This is a genomic window from Rhizobium sp. NFR12 (genome assembly GCF_900108545.1).
Lineage (GTDB): Bacteria > Pseudomonadota > Alphaproteobacteria > Rhizobiales > Rhizobiaceae > Neorhizobium > Neorhizobium soli.
Genome location: NZ_FNWM01000001.1, coordinates 1,344,174 through 1,358,514 on the forward strand (window position 1 = coordinate 1,344,174; position 14,341 = coordinate 1,358,514).

17 protein-coding genes are annotated in these 14,341 nt (G+C 59.6%); 13 read left to right on the top strand and 4 right to left on the bottom strand.

What is annotated here, in order from left to right; translation table 11 throughout:
• The first annotated feature begins 174 nt into the window (after window positions 1-174).
• The 6 genes from nthA (at window position 175) to BLW69_RS06495 (ending at window position 3,744) form a co-directional block, all read left to right on the top strand.
• A complete protein-coding gene (nthA, locus tag BLW69_RS06470; protein ID WP_092660667.1) occupies window positions 175-834 on the top strand; it encodes a nitrile hydratase subunit alpha in 660 nt (219 codons plus the stop codon).
• Window positions 831-1,490 (top strand): nitrile hydratase subunit beta, encoded by a 660-nt coding sequence (nthB, locus tag BLW69_RS06475; RefSeq protein ID WP_092660669.1) that lies wholly within the window; start codon window positions 831-833, stop codon window positions 1,488-1,490. The genes nthA and nthB overlap by 4 nt, the downstream gene beginning before the upstream one ends.
• Window positions 1,477-1,866, top strand: a complete 390-nt coding sequence (locus BLW69_RS06480) for a nitrile hydratase accessory protein (RefSeq protein WP_092660671.1) — start codon at window positions 1,477-1,479, stop codon at window positions 1,864-1,866. Before nthB ends, BLW69_RS06480 begins: the two co-directional genes overlap by 14 nt.
• Before the next feature lie 45 nt (window positions 1,867-1,911).
• Window positions 1,912-2,100 carry a type II toxin-antitoxin system HicA family toxin gene (locus BLW69_RS06485; protein ID WP_092660673.1) on the top strand — a complete coding sequence of 63 codons (189 nt, stop codon included), beginning with the start codon at window positions 1,912-1,914 and terminating at the stop codon, window positions 2,098-2,100.
• A gap of 3 nt (window positions 2,101-2,103) precedes the next feature.
• Complete coding sequence (locus BLW69_RS06490; protein ID WP_092660675.1) at window positions 2,104-2,535, top strand: type II toxin-antitoxin system HicB family antitoxin; 432 nt, start codon at window positions 2,104-2,106, stop codon at window positions 2,533-2,535.
• A gap of 84 nt (window positions 2,536-2,619) precedes the next feature.
• Entirely contained in the window at window positions 2,620-3,744 is a 1,125-nt protein-coding gene (locus BLW69_RS06495; RefSeq protein ID WP_092660677.1) for an ATP-dependent DNA helicase, read from the top strand.
• 6 nt (window positions 3,745-3,750) lie between these two features.
• Here BLW69_RS06495 and BLW69_RS06500 read toward each other — a convergent pair whose 3' ends face one another.
• Window positions 3,751-4,467 carry a MerR family transcriptional regulator gene (locus tag BLW69_RS06500; protein ID WP_092660679.1) on the bottom strand — a complete coding sequence of 239 codons (717 nt, stop codon included), beginning with the start codon at window positions 4,465-4,467 and terminating at the stop codon, window positions 3,751-3,753.
• A gap of 340 nt (window positions 4,468-4,807) precedes the next feature.
• Between BLW69_RS06500 and BLW69_RS06505 the strand changes: the two genes are divergently transcribed.
• The gene (locus tag BLW69_RS06505) at window positions 4,808-5,560 is read left to right on the top strand and encodes a pyridoxine 5'-phosphate synthase (RefSeq protein ID WP_092660681.1); all 753 of its coding nucleotides are present in this window, start codon (window positions 4,808-4,810) and stop codon (window positions 5,558-5,560) included.
• A 274-nt stretch (window positions 5,561-5,834) separates the two neighbouring features.
• On the top strand, window positions 5,835-7,103 hold the full coding sequence (locus BLW69_RS06510; protein ID WP_244474072.1) for an NAD(P)/FAD-dependent oxidoreductase: 1,269 nt from the start codon (window positions 5,835-5,837) through the stop codon (window positions 7,101-7,103).
• A gap of 53 nt (window positions 7,104-7,156) precedes the next feature.
• Here the strand turns inward: BLW69_RS06510 and BLW69_RS06515 are convergent, their stop codons facing one another.
• On the bottom strand, window positions 7,157-8,101 hold the full coding sequence (locus BLW69_RS06515; protein WP_092660683.1) for a bifunctional helix-turn-helix transcriptional regulator/GNAT family N-acetyltransferase: 945 nt from the start codon (window positions 8,099-8,101) through the stop codon (window positions 7,157-7,159).
• Window positions 8,102-8,186: 85 nt separating this feature from the next.
• Entirely contained in the window at window positions 8,187-9,071 is an 885-nt protein-coding gene (locus BLW69_RS06520; protein ID WP_092660685.1) for an SDR family oxidoreductase, read from the bottom strand.
• Window positions 9,072-9,188: 117 nt separating this feature from the next.
• Between BLW69_RS06520 and BLW69_RS06525 the strand changes: the two genes are divergently transcribed.
• Complete coding sequence (locus tag BLW69_RS06525; protein WP_092660687.1) at window positions 9,189-9,596, top strand: winged helix-turn-helix transcriptional regulator; 408 nt, start codon at window positions 9,189-9,191, stop codon at window positions 9,594-9,596.
• 51 nt (window positions 9,597-9,647) lie between these two features.
• On the opposite strand, the gene BLW69_RS06530 is transcribed toward BLW69_RS06525, so the two are convergent.
• Window positions 9,648-10,697 carry an NAD(P)-dependent alcohol dehydrogenase gene (locus BLW69_RS06530; protein WP_092661114.1) on the bottom strand — a complete coding sequence of 350 codons (1,050 nt, stop codon included), beginning with the start codon at window positions 10,695-10,697 and terminating at the stop codon, window positions 9,648-9,650.
• A gap of 189 nt (window positions 10,698-10,886) precedes the next feature.
• Here BLW69_RS06530 and BLW69_RS06535 point away from each other — a divergent pair, with 189 nt between their 5' ends.
• From BLW69_RS06535 to BLW69_RS06550, 4 genes are all read left to right on the top strand, one after another.
• Complete coding sequence (locus BLW69_RS06535; protein ID WP_092660689.1) at window positions 10,887-11,792, top strand: AraC family transcriptional regulator; 906 nt, start codon at window positions 10,887-10,889, stop codon at window positions 11,790-11,792.
• Window positions 11,793-11,967: 175 nt separating this feature from the next.
• On the top strand, window positions 11,968-12,618 hold the full coding sequence (locus BLW69_RS06540; RefSeq protein ID WP_062581008.1) for a TetR/AcrR family transcriptional regulator: 651 nt from the start codon (window positions 11,968-11,970) through the stop codon (window positions 12,616-12,618).
• Between the two features lie 39 nt (window positions 12,619-12,657).
• On the top strand, window positions 12,658-13,677 hold the full coding sequence (gene ilvC / locus BLW69_RS06545; RefSeq protein ID WP_062456348.1) for a ketol-acid reductoisomerase: 1,020 nt from the start codon (window positions 12,658-12,660) through the stop codon (window positions 13,675-13,677).
• Between the two features lie 192 nt (window positions 13,678-13,869).
• Window positions 13,870-14,187 (top strand): FtsB family cell division protein, encoded by a 318-nt coding sequence (locus BLW69_RS06550; RefSeq protein ID WP_092660691.1) that lies wholly within the window; start codon window positions 13,870-13,872, stop codon window positions 14,185-14,187.
• Window positions 14,188-14,341: the final 154 nt, after the last annotated feature.

Below are 14,341 nucleotides of genomic sequence, written 5' to 3' on the forward strand. Positions count from 1 at the left end.
TCTGATGTCAGATAAGGCGCTCTGCCGTGATGCCAAGCCTCCGGTTCGTCCGGTGGCGGCAAAGGCTTGCCGGGCATGAGGAAGGCGCATACGCTGAACCGACGACGACAACGTTTGCATCTCCTCGATGCGGACGTTGGCAAAGGTATCCCGCAGCGATCATGAGGTCCCGCCATGCACGAAGATCACGAGACCGATCACCACGACCACCATGGCCACGCTCACGGTCACGGTCACTTTCACGACCACGACAACCGCTACACCGACATGCAGGCGCGGGTAAGGGCGCTTGAAACGGTGCTGGTCGAAAAGGGCCTGATTGACCCGAAAGCGGTCGATGCGATCGTCGAGACCTACGAGACGAAGATCGGGCCGAAGAACGGCGCCCGCGTGGTAGCGAAAGCGTGGAGCGATCCGGTGTTTGCGGACTGGCTCCAAGCCGATGCCACGGCGGCGATCGCCAGCCTCGGCTATACCGGCCGCCAGGGTGAGCATATGCGCGCCGTGTTCAACACGGCCGATACCCATAACCTCATCGTCTGCACGCTCTGCTCCTGTTATCCGTGGGCGGTTCTTGGCCTGCCGCCGACCTGGTACAAGGCGCCGGCCTATCGCTCCCGTGCGGTGATCGATCCGCGCGGCGTGCTGGCCGAATTCGGTCTCGATCTTCCCGAGGAGACGAAGATCCGTGTTTGGGATTCGACAGCCGAGCTGCGCTACCTCGTCATTCCGGAACGACCTGACGGGACGGACGGGCTGGACGAGCAAGCGCTTGCCGCACTGGTCAGCCGTGACGCGATGATCGGTACCGCGATCGCAGGGGTGCCGTCATGAACGGCCCGCACGACCTTGGCGGACAGATGGGTTTCGGGTTGGTGGCACCTGACAGCAACGAGCCCTATTTCCATGCGGACTGGGAACGCCGCGTGCTGGGCCTGACGCTCTCCTGCGGTGCATTTGGCGCATGGAACATCGATGAAAGCCGGCATGCGCGCGAGAATATCCCACCGGCGAGCTATCTCTCGGCCAGCTATTACGAGATCTGGACCCGGGCACTGGAAGTGCTTCTGGAACGGCACGGTTTTGCGACCAGCGCGGAAATTGCCTCGGGTACAAAACAGGTTGAGCCGGCGGTGCCCAAACGCATCTTGAAAGCCGATATGGTAGCGGGCGTGCTTTCCAAAGGAGGTCCGTGCGACCGGCCTTTGGAGACAAGGCCTGCCTTTGCCGCGGGCGATCGTGTCCGCACGAAAAACTTCAACCCGGAGACCCACACGCGATTGCCGCGTTACGCACGCGCCAAGACCGGCGTGGTCGAGGCGGTGCAGGGCGCTTTCGTGTTCCCGGATGACAATGCCCATGGCAAGGGCGAAAACCCGCAATGGGTCTATACCGTCGTTTTCGATGCGGCTGAGACCTGGGGCGAGGGTGCCGATCCGACGCTGACCGTCTCCATCGACGCCTGGGAGAGCTATCTTGAGCGCTTCTGAAACTCGATGCGATAGCAAAACCGACCTTGCGCATTCGCCGGGCTTGCCGGTGTCACCGCAGGGTGATCCGGTCTTCCCCGAGCCCTGGACGGCTGAAGCCTTCGCGATGACCGTGCATCTGCACGAGCGCGGCGTGTTTACCTGGCCGGAATGGGCAGCGGCATTGTCGCGCCAGGTCCATCAGCCCGGCAGGGCAGAGGATGGAAGCGACTATTTCGACTGCTGGGTGGCCGCGCTATGCGACCTCCTCGGAGAGAAACGTGTCGCCGACGAAGCGACGATCCTTACCCTACAGCAAAGCTGGCAGCGCGCGGCGGAAGCCACGCCGCATGGCATGCCGATCGAGCTGAAAAACGATCCGCACCGACAGAGTTGACAACAGGCACCTTGAAAATACACATCAAGTGTGTATAGATAATCCATGAAGAGTGGCGACATCGTCTCTGCGTTGAAGGCTGATGGCTGGTACGAGGTCGCCAGGAAGGCCAGTCATGTCCAGTTCAAGCATCCAAGGAAGCTTGGTCGTGTAACTGTTCCTCACCCGAAGCGAGATATTCCAGTCGGAACGCTTAAGAGCATCGAGAAGCAAGCCGGACTAAATTTGAGGTAAGCCATGCGCAATTATATCGCACTGATCCATAAGGATGCCGACAGCGATTTCGGCGTTTCCTTCCCGGATTTCCCCGGTGTTGTCACCGCTGGTCGGGATCTGGACGAGGCGCGGCGCATGGCTGAGGAAGCGCTGGCGTTGCATGTCGAAGGATTGCTGGAAGATGGCGATGCCATTCCGGAACCGGCTTCGCTTGATGCGGTGATGGAAAACCAGGACAACAGGGACGGTGTCGCCATCCTTGTTTCGCTCAAGACCGAGGGCAAAAAGGCCGTTCGCATCAACATCACGCTTCCCGAAGACATGCTAGCGTCGATCGACGCTTTCGCCGAGGCCAATGGATTTACCCGATCCGGCTTTCTGGCCCGTGCGGCCAAGCATGAGATGGAGTCAGCTCATTCGGGCAATGGCCGGAAGCGAGCGCTGGCCGTCTGAACCAGCTTCCTTCATCCCCGGCTTCCATTCATCTTTCGTTCTTTTCAGTTGCGCTGGCAGGCAGAATCCTGCCAAGTCGCGGCCATGCAATTTGCGCCGCAACAAGACGAGGCCTTGAAGGCCGTTTCGAAATGGCTGAAGGAAGGCCGTAGCCAGGTTTTCCGTTTGTTCGGGTATGCGGGCACCGGCAAAACGACGCTCGCCAAGCATTTCGCCGAGCATGTGGATGGCGACGTGCTGTTTGCCGCGTTTACCGGCAAGGCGGCGCAGGTGCTGCGGTCGCGCGGCGCGCGCAATGCCAAGACCATTCACTCGCTGATCTATCGCCCCCGTGGCGAGGAAGAGGTTGAAAACGAGGAAACCGGCAAGACCTCCGTGTCGCCGATGTTCTCGATCAACCGCCAGAGCCCACTCACCAAGGCCGCACTGATCGTCATCGACGAATGCTCGATGGTGGACGAGCAGCTCGGCCGTGACCTCTTGAGCTTCGGTACGCCTGTTCTGGTTCTGGGTGATCCCGGCCAGCTGCCGCCGGTCACAGGCGGCGGGTTCTTTACCGAACAGGAACCGGATTATCTGCTGACCGATATCCATCGCCAGGCACAGGACAACCCGATCATCCAGCTCGCCATGACCGTGCGTGAAGGCAAGGAGATTATGCGTGGCGACTACGGCAAAGCGAAGGTCATTTCCCGCAGCGAGGTGACGCAGGAACTGGTGATGGAGGCCGATCAGGTTCTGGTCGGAACAAACCGGACCCGCAAGCGGTATAACCAGCGTCTTCGCGAGTTGAAGGGCTTTACCGCCGATTATCCTCAGTCCGGCGACAAGCTGGTCTGCCTTCGCAACGATCAGGTCAAGGGCCTTTTGAACGGGTCTCTGTGGCAGGTGATGAGTTCGTCGCGAGAAACCGTCAAGCCCGGTATCAACCTGATGATCCGCCCGGAAGACGACGACATGGATCGCGGTGCAGCCAAGATCAAGCTGCTGAAGACCGCGTTCGAGAGCGACGAGGAAATTCCGTGGTCGACACGCAAACGCTATGACGAGTTCGATTACGGCTATGCGCTGACCGTCCACAAGGCGCAGGGTTCACAGTGGCAGAACGTCGTTCTGTTCGACGAGAGTTTTGCCTTTCGCGATACGCGGGAGCGCTGGCTCTACACGGCTATCACCCGCGCTGCCGAAACGCTGACGATCGTCCGCTAGAGCGGTTCAGTTGAGGACGACACCGGCCACCAGTGCCTTGGCGATTGCCTGAAAACGGTTGCTCGCCTCGAACTTGTCGATCAGCGCGATCTCGATTCGGCGCATTTCGTCGAGATCAATCTCAAGCTCGCGGGCTATCCTTGATGCGGAATATCCATCGCTCATCAACGACAGGCATCGGCGTTCGATATCGGCAAGCGGCGGACAGGCTGCACGCCGGCTGGTCTCGGTACGGTCGTCGGTGTCCTGTGACACCAGGGTCTCGATCTGCTGCATCTGCCGCCGGATCTGGGAGATCTCTGCGGTCATCTCCCGTTTGCGTTGTTGAAGTGCGGTACTGAAGATGTCGTCGGCCTTGGCCTGGCTGGCAGCTCCTGCCAGCTCCGACAGGAGGTCCTGGATCATCACGATGCCGATGCCGACCTCGCGGCAGGCCGTGATAACTGCCATGCGACGGATCTGATCTGATGCGTAAACCCGCATCGGGGCCGTTCCGCGTCCCGTTGCACGGCCTGCGACCAGCAGCCCTTTTTCCTCGTAGAAATGCAGTGTCCGGTGCGTTACGCCGAACAGGTCCGCCACGTCGGCAATCGGCACAGGCTGATCCGGCAGCTCGAACGGCAACTGGATTTGCGGGAAAAATCTGATCGCCAGGAATTCCGGCGACAACAGGCAGGAGGGCTGGGAAGTCTGGCTCGGTGCATCAAACAGGTCGCTTCGCATCGGATCCTTCGGTCGCTACCTGGTCCTGCTCGATTGCATCCACAGGCCGCTTTATGCGTCATGATGAGCGGATGATCTTCGGTGAAAGGAATGCGGACCCGATTGATCGTGACAGCAGAATTCGCCTCGCCGGCCTCATGTGCCGCATCTTGCCGACTTGGCGAATTCTGCATGAAGACAACGTACGTAAAGTTTTAACGATTACTACTCCGGATTTTTGTAGATTATAATATGCTTACGTATCGGAAAGATCTATTTTCTACGTAATGTTCCCAAACGGTGGTCAACACGCTGCGCATGTCCTAAAAGCAGGCTGACATTTCTCGCTTCGGACGCTGCCATGACCACTACGCTCTCCGTCAATCTCAATGCTGTCGCCATGCTCCGCAATCGCCGCGATCTTCCGTGGCCGAGCGTTGAAGCTTTGGGGCGGATTGCGTTGCAGGCCGGGGCATCCGGACTGACGGTTCATCCGCGTCCCGACCAGCGCCATATCCGTTTTTCCGATCTGCCGGTTTTGCGCGCCCTGATCGACGACGAATTCCCAGATGCGGAATTCAACATCGAAGGCTATCCGAGCAAGGATTTCCTGGCGCTGTGCGAACGTATCCAGCCGGAGCAGGTGACATTGGTGCCTGACGATCCGGCCCAGGCGACGTCCGACCACGGTTTCGATTTCCGTGCGACAGGCGAAATGTTGAAGCCGATCGTGGCGCGCTTGAAAAAGGGCGGTATGCGCGTTTCGCTGTTTGCCGATGGTGACGGAGATGTCGAGGCAGTAAAGCTTGCCAAGGCGACCGGCGCCGACCGGATCGAACTTTATACCGGTCCCTATGGCGGCTGTTTCGACAATCCGGAACGCGGCATCGAGTTTCTCGAGCTGTTGGGAAGGACTGCGGATGCTGCATTGGCGCACGGCCTTGGCGTCAATGCCGGGCACGACCTGACGGTCGACAATCTCCCCGCGCTGGTGAAGCGCATTCCGGCGCTTGCCGAAGTCTCGATCGGCCACGGGCTGACGGCCGATGCGCTGGAATACGGAATGGCCGAGACGGTGCGTCGTTTCTGCCGCGCCTGCGGTCAGACGATCTAACTGAACCCGCAGCCGCGGTTCTCTCTTCGACCATGAGGCTGTTAGCGTCTGGTGCCGTCACGGCAGGCTTGTCACCGCGTAAAGGCGACGGGTCGGATGCTGACCCCACGCGGCGCTATCGAGCGCCTGAATGCCTTGCATCAGGCGGCTCCCTGCCTTGCACAAAAGGCAGATGGACAAAGTGCCGCAGTTCCGTTGACTGAGAACTTGATTAAGACCTGCATCATATTGCGCTGCAGCATTTCATTGTCATTCGTCATTCGGGGAAGCATCCATCGTGAGCAAGCATAGAGTTGTCGTCGTCGGGGGAGGTTTCGGGGGATTGCAGACGGTGCATGGGCTGAAAGGTGCCGATGCCGACATTACGCTCATCGATCGTCGCAACCATCATCTGTTCCAGCCGCTCCTCTATCAGGTCGCGACGACGGTGCTCGCCACGTCGGAAATCGCATGGCCGATCCGCAGGCTGTTCCGCGATCGGCGCGATGTCACGACGGTGCTCGATGAGGTTCTCGGGATCGACAAGGGTGCGAAGACGGTGAAGCTCGCGTCCGGCCGTATGGTGCCGTATGATACGCTTGTTCTCGCAACTGGCGCACGCCACGCCTATTTCGGCCGCGACGAATGGGAAAGTGTCGCGCCCGGCCTGAAGACGTTGGAGGATGCGACGACATTGCGCCGCCGCATCCTGCTCGCATTCGAGCGGGCAGAGATGGCGGAAAAGACGTCGGAGCTGGATTCCGAGCTGACATTCGCGATCATCGGCGCCGGTCCAACAGGCGTGGAAATGGCCGGCATGATCGCGGAACTCGCGAACAAGGTGCTGCCAAAGGAATTCCGCAAGATCGACACGACCCGCACACGGGTGATGCTGATCGAGGCAGGTCCACGCGTGCTGCCAGCTTTCACCGAGGATCTGTCGGCTTACACGAAGACGGCGCTCGAAAAGCTCGGCGTCGAGGTTCATACCGGCAAGCCCGTCACCGCGATCACCGAGGAAGGCGTCACCGTTGGCGACGCGTTCATTCCCTGCAAGACGGTGATCTGGGCAGCCGGTGTTCAGGCATCGCCCGCAGCGCGTTGGATCGGCGCGTCGGCGGACCGGGCAGGGCGCGCCGTCGTCGGTCCGGATCTGTCAGTCCCCGAGCAGCCCGAGATCTTTGTCATCGGCGATACCGCGCTGGTCTCGCAGGACGACGGCAAGCCGGTGCCCGGCATCGCGCCGGCCGCCAAGCAGCAGGGCGAATACGTCTCGAAGGTCATCAAGACGCGGCTCGCCGGCAAGCCTGTGCCCGCGGCGTTCCACTATCGCCACCAGGGCAGTCTCGCAACCATCGGCAAGCGTGCGGCGGTGATCGATTTCGGCAAGTTCAAGCTGACCGGAGGACTTGCCTGGTGGATCTGGGGGCTTGCCCATATCTACTTCCTGATCGGCACCAGATCACGCGCCGCCGTTGCCTGGAGCTGGCTGTGGATTTATCTGTCCGGCCAGCATAGCGCGCGGCTGATCACCCAGAAGGAAACGCTGAAGGACGAGTCCTGATCGTCTGGCCGCGTATGGATCCTCGGGCGTGAACCAGGGATCCAAGCACGATCTCAGACATCGGCGCGTTGAGCGTTCGTCAGATCGAGTTCCCAGGTCTGGCCAATGCATTCCGGGCCGAACATCGCATGTCGCTCCTCGGCGACAAGCGTGAAGCCGGTGGCCTCGTAGATGTGGAGGGCAGCCTTCAGCACGTCATTGGTCCACAGCGACAGCTTGGCATAGCCTGCCGCCTTCGCGAAGGCGATTGCTTGCTCGACAAGGGTCCTGCCAAGGCCGAGGCCACGGCCTGCGGGATCGACATAAAGGACGCGCAGCTTGGCGATGTTTTCGCCAGCGTCAGCGACCAGAACCGAGCCTATGCGCTGTCCGTCTCTTTCGGCAATCCAGCACCGCTCCCTGTCCGGATTGAAGTTCTGGATGAACCGTCCCGCCACCTCGGCGACGAGACCTTCGAACCGGTCGTTCCACCCGTATTCCCGCGTATAAGCGACCGACTGCGCCTCAATCAGCCAGCCCATGTCGCCGGTTCGGTGTTCACGGATCACGACCGGTGCCGTGGAGCGCTCCGTGGCTGCCAGAATACCGTGGATGGTAGCCATCGCGGTGACCACTCTGTCTCGATCAGCGTCGCTGATGCCGGAAAGCTCGCGGGCGATCTGCGCTCTCGATCGCGTGCCGAGCATTTCGTATTCCGCTTTCCCCGGCGCGGTAATCGTCAGGATTTGACTGCGCCGGTCCAACGGGTCGGGTTCGCTCCCGAGAAAGCCTGCTTCGCGGAATTTCTTCAGGATGCGGCTGAGATAGGCAGGATCGAGCCCGAGTTCACGGTTGAGCTCGGTGGCCGAAATTCTTTGGCTCGCGCCGATCTCGTAGAGGATACGCGCTTCCGTCAGCGTGTGGTCGGTATCGAGGTACCCCTTCGACAGCACGCCGAGCTTGTTGGTGTAGAAGCGGTTGAAGGCGCGGATTGCCTCGAAGGTCTCTGCTCTAGACATGATGATCCTCCCATCCAGGAGGATAGATGTTCCGGTATTTAGTTGACTGAGTCAACTAAATACCGGAACTAGGTCGCCTGTTGTCTTACGCGGTGAGGTCGGCCTTGCGGCTGTCTAAATAGGACGCAAGCGATTGGGGCTTTGCACCTGTCAGCGTCTCGTAATCGTCGGTCACCAGATCAAAGTTGCCTGCCTTGATATTGGCGTCGGCGGATACGAGCATCTTGATCAGGAAGTCGGGAAGCCCCGCATTGGCCATTCCGCCTGCAAGTTGCTCCTCGGTGACCTTGACGACCGCAAGCGGCTTTCCCGTGACCTTCGAAACCAGTGATGCGATCTCGTCCGCGCTGAGGCTTTCCGAGCCCGTCAATGTCACCGTCCTGTTGCCGGCCGGGGGATTGGCGAGCGCTGCTGCGGCGGCGCGGGCGCAGTCATCGCGCGCGATGTTGGAAAGCTTGCCGTCGCCCATGGCCGTGTACCAGGTGCCGGTCGCGAGGTTATGCGGCATCGACATCAGGTAATTGTCGCCGTACCAGGCGTTGCGCAGGATCGTGTAGGACAGCCCCGTCGCCTTGATGGCCTCCTCGGTCCCGAGATGATCCGGCGCGAAGCTCACCAGCGATCTGTCCGGGTTCGGCATAGATGTGTAGAGGATGTGCTTGACGCCGGCCTTTTCAGCAGCGGCAACGGCAGCCTTGTGCTGCTTGAGGCGACCACCCGGCGTGGCGAGATCATCGGTCGAGATGATCAGTAAGCGATCAATCCCTTTGAACGCCTCTACCAGCCCGGCTTCGTTAGTGAAATCCGCCTTGCGGGTTTCGATACCCTTGGCCGCAAGCTCCGACAGTTTGGATGGATCACGGCTGGCGGCAACGATATCGCCTGCGGAAACCTTCGATGTCTCTAGGAGGTGATGAAGAACGGCGCGGCCGAGCTGACCGGCGGCACCGGTGACGAGAAGTTTGGTCATCCTGCGTTTCCTATCTTTGTAAGTCTCAAAAAGAGACTAACACTAGAATAGGAATTGACGACCTCCTGTAAAGGAGGCAGTTTTGAGGGAGATCGTTACCAAAAGGGAACCACCGCAATGGCCGTTAACGCACGCAAGCCGACGCTGGCTGAGCGACCCTGTGACACGTCGACGTGGGATGACGGGAACTGTCCGGTCCGGGACGTGATGAACCAGATCGCAGGCAAGTGGTCGACGCTCATTCTTCAGGCGCTTTCGGAAAAGCCGTACCGGTTCGGCGAGCTGCGGCGGCTTGTGCCCGATATTTCCCAGCGGATGCTGACGCAGACGCTGCGGGATCTGCAGCGCGACGGTTACATCGATCGGCAGGTGTTTCCGACCAAGCCGCCAAGCGTCGAATACCGGATGACGCCGCTAGGCTACTCGCTGTTTGAACCACTCTCGGCAGTGCTTGCGTGGGCGGCAAGCAACCACGCCAACGTCAGGGCGGCACGGTCGAAGTTCGACGCGGGCGATGTTCGCTAACACAAAGGGCGGCCCGAAGACCGCCCCTGTCAGTGCACTATACCAAACGGATCAGTCGTCGAGCGATGCCATGTCTATGACGAAGCGGTAGCGCACGTCGCTCTTCAGCACGCGCTCATAGGCTTCGTTGACTTCCTGGATCTTGATCATCTCGATTTCCGAAACGATGTCGTGCTTGCCGCAGAAATCCAGCATGTCCTGGGTTTCCTTGATCGAGCCGATCATCGAACCCGACAGGCTCTTGCGGCCCGGGATCAGCGAGAAGGCATGAACCGGGATCGCATGCTCCGGTGCACCGACAATGACCATCGAGCCGTTGACCTTGAGCAGGCCGAGATAGGCGTTCCAGTCGATCGCCACGCCGGCCGTGCAGATGATCAGATCGAATGTGCCGGCAAGCTTGGTGAAGGTTTCCGCGTCGCTCGTCGCGTAATATTCCTTGGCGCCGAGCTTCAGGCCGTCTTCCTTCTTGGAGAGGCCCTGCGAGAGGACGGTGATATCAGCGCCCATCGCGGAACCGATCTTGACGCCCATATGGCCGAGACCGCCCATGCCGACGATCGCGACCTTCTTGCCAGGGCCAGCCTGCCAATGGTGGAGCGGCGAATAGAGCGTGATACCGGCGCAGAGCAGCGGAGCGGCAGCATCGAGCGGAAGATTGTCCGGGATCGACAGGACATAGCCTTCCTTGACGACGATGTGATCGGAATAGCCGCCCTGGGTGGCCGCATTGCCGTTCAACGTATCGACATCGTTATAGGTCTGGACGAGGCCCGGCATATACTGCTCGTTGTCGACATCACGCGCTGCGCAGCCGACGCAGCTATCGACGAAGCAGCCGACGCCGACGCGGTCGCCGACCTTGAATTTGGTGACGGCCGAACCGACGGCGGTAACGATGCCGGCGATCTCGTGACCGGGAACGATCGGGTAGACGGCGTTCTTCCATTCGTTGCGGACGGTATGGATGTCGGAATGGCAGATGCCGGCGAATTTGATATCGATCACCACGTCATCTTCATTCGGCTCGCGGCGCTCGAACGTAAACGGCGTAAGTGGCTTGGTGGCGTCGGTCGCGGCATAGCCTCGTGCAATAGCCATGGAAAACTCCATTCATTTTCAGTTGAAATCAACTGCCGGACTATGCCGATCCGTCGTCACAAGCGTTAGATCGATCCTGCAAGCTTCTTGCACGATCCTACAAATTCCGTTTTCGGATACTACCTCTGTCTTGTGCCTGATATGGATTTGCCATGTCAGTGCCGGAACGCGCGACGGTGGTGAGACTTCATGACAATTTCCTTCATGCCTTATCAGGAACTGACGGCACTCGCTGCCCGGCATGCGGTCGAAGGCAATGAGGGCACGACTGCGATCGAAGGGTTGCGGCTGCACCGATGTTCGGCTCCAACAGCGCCGCTTCATACGGCCTATTCTCCCAGTTACACGCTGGTCCTACAGGGCTCCAAGAGCCTGACGCTTGGCCGTGAGACGTATCGCTATGGCGTTGGTCAGTATCTTCTGACATCACTCGATCTGCCCGTCGCGTCCTGGGTGGTGGAGGCCAGCGGCGATATTCCCTACTACTGCCTCTGTCTCGATCTGAAGATGGAGCGGCTGCACGAATTGTTCGACCGTATCAACTTCCAGCCAGACTCTCTGGCAAGCGAGGGATACCGCGGGCTGACGGTCAACCATGCGTCGCCTGATCTGATCGATGCGACAACCAGACTGGTGCGGTTGCTCGATACGCCATCCGATATCGCTGCGATGGTGCCGCTTATCGAACAGGAGATCTTCTACCGCCTGCTGACCTCGCCCGATGGGCCAAGGCTTGTCCATATGGCCATGTCGGAAACGCAGAGTTCCAGAATCGCACGCGCCGTCAGTTGGTTGCGATTAAATTTCCATCGTCCGCTCAAGATCGAGGATCTGTCGGATCACGTGGGAATGAGCCCGTCCTCGTTCCACCATCACTTCAAGGCCGTGACGGCTCTCACGCCAGTGCAATTCCAGAAGCATCTCCGCCTTCACGAGGCGCGCCGGTTGATGCTGGTCGACGGGCTGGATGCAGGCAATGCCGGCCACCGCGTCGGTTACCAGAGCCCGTCCCAGTTCAGCCGCGAATATGGCCGTCTCTACGGCATGTCGCCGAGCCGTGACATCAGCGCAGTGCGTGAGCCGTCTGCCGGCTGATCGCGGTTGAGGCGGGTGAGCGCGACTTCTCTCTTGCTTTGCAAAGCCAATTCCTTCCGCATCTTATTCACAGGACCCGCCAGAAGCACTTGACGGACATGTGAAATCATTTATACCGCCAGAACCGTACCGTACGGTACTTCAGAGGTGAGCCGTGAGAACCGAAACCGCAGACATGCCCGACTTTTCGCCGCGCCAGAACGAGGTTCTGGAGCAGGCGCTGCGTCTGCTCGTCGAAGGCGGTGAGAAAGCACTCACCACATCCGGGCTTGCACGCGCTGCAAGCTGCTCGAAGGAAAGCCTCTACAAGTGGTTCGGTGACCGCGAAGGCCTGCTGGCGGCGATGATCGCCCATCAGGCCGCCAAGGTCCGCACGTTCGAGCGGTCCGGCGAGCGACTGAGTGCCGAGCTTTTGCGGGATCATCTCGAACTTTTTGCACGCGATCTGCTGGAGGTTCTCTCCGGCGATGTGTCGCTGGCGCTCAACCGGCTGGCGATCGGCCAGTCGGGACCGGGTGCCGGACCGAACGGATCCAAGCTCGGCAAGCTGCTGGTCGAGCATGGCCGCCGCCAGATCGATCGTCGCGCAATGGCGCTGATCGATGCGGGCAAACGGGTAGGGCTCCTGCGGTTCGACAACGCGGATGCCGCCTATCATACGCTTTACGGCCTGATCGTCTCCGACCTGCATGTCCGCATGCTGCTCGGCGAACCCGGGCTGAAGGATACTGCACGTCAGGCGGAAAGAGCCATCGATGCCTTTCTGTCGCTGTATCGCACCGAGAAACAGCCGCTGGAGGTGTCACGCACCTCTGCGGCCCGCTAATCATCAACAACAGTTACGTTCATAGGGAAGGAACATACGATGCGCGTTTATTACGATCGGGATGCTGATCTCAATCTCATCAAGTCCAAGAAGGTTGCCATCATCGGTTACGGTTCGCAGGGTCGCGCCCACGCGCTGAACCTGAAGGACAGTGGTGCCAGCAATGTCGTCATCGCCCTGCGTGCCGATTCGCCGACCGTCAAGAAGGCCGAAGCCGATGGCTTTAAGGTCATGACCGTTGCCGAAGCTGCCGCTTGGGCAGATCTGATGATGATGGCGGCTCCCGACGAGCTGCAGGCAGACATCTACAAGGCCGACATCGCCGGCAACATTCGCGACGGCGCTGCCATCGCTTTCGCACACGGCCTCAACGTCCATTTCGGCCTAATTGAGCCGAAGGCTTCCGTCGATGTCGTCATGATCGCACCTAAGGGCCCAGGCCATACGGTTCGCGGCGAATATCAGAAGGGCGGCGGCGTTCCTTGCCTCGTTGCCATCGACCAGAACGCGTCCGGCAATGCGCTTGAGATCGCTCTCTCCTACGCTTGTGGCGTTGGCGGCGGCCGGTCCGGCATTATCGAGACCACGTTCAAGGAAGAGTGCGAAACCGATCTGTTCGGCGAACAGGCTGTTCTCTGCGGCGGTCTCGTCGAGCTCATCCGCGCCGGTTTCGAAACGCTGGTCGAAGGCGGTTATGCGCCTGAAATGGCCTATTTCGAGTGCCTGCACGAAGTGAAGCTGATCGTCGACCTGATCTATGAAGGCGGTATCGCCAACATGAACTACTCGATCTCCAACACGGCCGAGTGGGGCGAATACGTCACCGGTCCGCGCATCATCACCGCCGAGACAAAGGCCGAGATGAAGCGGGTTCTGACCGATATCCAGACTGGCAAGTTCACGTCCGACTGGATGCAGGAATACCGTGCCGGTGGCGCCCGCTTCAAGGGCATTCGCCGCATGAACGACAAGCACCAGATCGAGGAAGTCGGCACCAAGCTTCGCGCCATGATGCCATGGATCGGCAAGAACAAGCTGGTCGACAAGGCCGTGAACTAAGCGATTTTTGCAGATTGAAACGGAGGCCGGAGCCGAAAGCTCCGGCCTTTCGCATTTCTGGGTGACGTCGAGCGGGTGAAGTCGCCGGTCGAGGCTCCCCGGTCAACCATTGCTTAAGCAAGTTCTGCGATTCTCTCGCAGTTCGGATCGATCCTGATCCAGTTTAGCGTAATGGGTAGGCGTCTCGTGAGCATGTGGACCAAGCATCACAAGAAAAGAAAATTCGGTCGTTTCGTCCTGCCTGCCATCACGATCGCATTCGTTTCCTATTTCGGATATCATTCCGTGCATGGCGAACTCGGGCTGATCGCGACGGAGAAATTCGAGAAGCGGCGGATCGAGCGGGTTGCCGAACTGACAAGGCTGACCGACGGTCGCAGGGCGTTGGAGCGTCAGGTCCAGTTGATGAGCGACGGGTCTCTCGAGAAGGACATGCTCGACGAGATCGCCCGTTACCAGCTCAACGTCTCCAAGCGCGACGAGATCGTGATCTTCAACAACTACTTCTAAATTAACCACAAGCTGGTTAATTTCACAATTCAGCAACGATATCAGTGATTTAATTTGGATGTGAGCCATGCAATTATGGCATTGCTGGTCCGTGCTTTCTTCCCTATGTTACGCTCCGAAACCAGGGTGCGTCATTTTGACATGATGTCCCCTT

What these genes read in the sequence shown, in the direction of transcription:
- nthA (WP_092660667.1), top strand. Translation starts at nt 175, where the DNA reads ATGCACGAAGATCACGAGACCGATCACCACGACCACCATGGCCACGCT.
- nthB (WP_092660669.1), top strand. Translation starts at nt 831, where the DNA reads ATGAACGGCCCGCACGACCTTGGCGGACAGATGGGTTTCGGGTTGGTG.
- BLW69_RS06485 (WP_092660673.1), top strand. Translation starts at nt 1,912, where the DNA reads ATGAAGAGTGGCGACATCGTCTCTGCGTTGAAGGCTGATGGCTGGTAC.
- BLW69_RS06490 (WP_092660675.1), top strand. Translation starts at nt 2,104, where the DNA reads ATGCGCAATTATATCGCACTGATCCATAAGGATGCCGACAGCGATTTC.
- BLW69_RS06495 (WP_092660677.1), top strand. Translation starts at nt 2,620, where the DNA reads ATGCAATTTGCGCCGCAACAAGACGAGGCCTTGAAGGCCGTTTCGAAA.
- BLW69_RS06500 (WP_092660679.1), bottom strand. Translation starts at nt 4,467, where the DNA reads ATGCGAAGCGACCTGTTTGATGCACCGAGCCAGACTTCCCAGCCCTCC.
- BLW69_RS06505 (WP_092660681.1), top strand. Translation starts at nt 4,808, where the DNA reads ATGACCACTACGCTCTCCGTCAATCTCAATGCTGTCGCCATGCTCCGC.
- BLW69_RS06515 (WP_092660683.1), bottom strand. Translation starts at nt 8,101, where the DNA reads ATGTCTAGAGCAGAGACCTTCGAGGCAATCCGCGCCTTCAACCGCTTC.
- BLW69_RS06520 (WP_092660685.1), bottom strand. Translation starts at nt 9,071, where the DNA reads ATGACCAAACTTCTCGTCACCGGTGCCGCCGGTCAGCTCGGCCGCGCC.
- BLW69_RS06525 (WP_092660687.1), top strand. Translation starts at nt 9,189, where the DNA reads ATGGCCGTTAACGCACGCAAGCCGACGCTGGCTGAGCGACCCTGTGAC.
- BLW69_RS06530 (WP_092661114.1), bottom strand. Translation starts at nt 10,697, where the DNA reads ATGGCTATTGCACGAGGCTATGCCGCGACCGACGCCACCAAGCCACTT.
- BLW69_RS06535 (WP_092660689.1), top strand. Translation starts at nt 10,887, where the DNA reads ATGACAATTTCCTTCATGCCTTATCAGGAACTGACGGCACTCGCTGCC.
- BLW69_RS06540 (WP_062581008.1), top strand. Translation starts at nt 11,968, where the DNA reads ATGCCCGACTTTTCGCCGCGCCAGAACGAGGTTCTGGAGCAGGCGCTG.
- ilvC (WP_062456348.1), top strand. Translation starts at nt 12,658, where the DNA reads ATGCGCGTTTATTACGATCGGGATGCTGATCTCAATCTCATCAAGTCC.
- BLW69_RS06550 (WP_092660691.1), top strand. Translation starts at nt 13,870, where the DNA reads ATGTGGACCAAGCATCACAAGAAAAGAAAATTCGGTCGTTTCGTCCTG.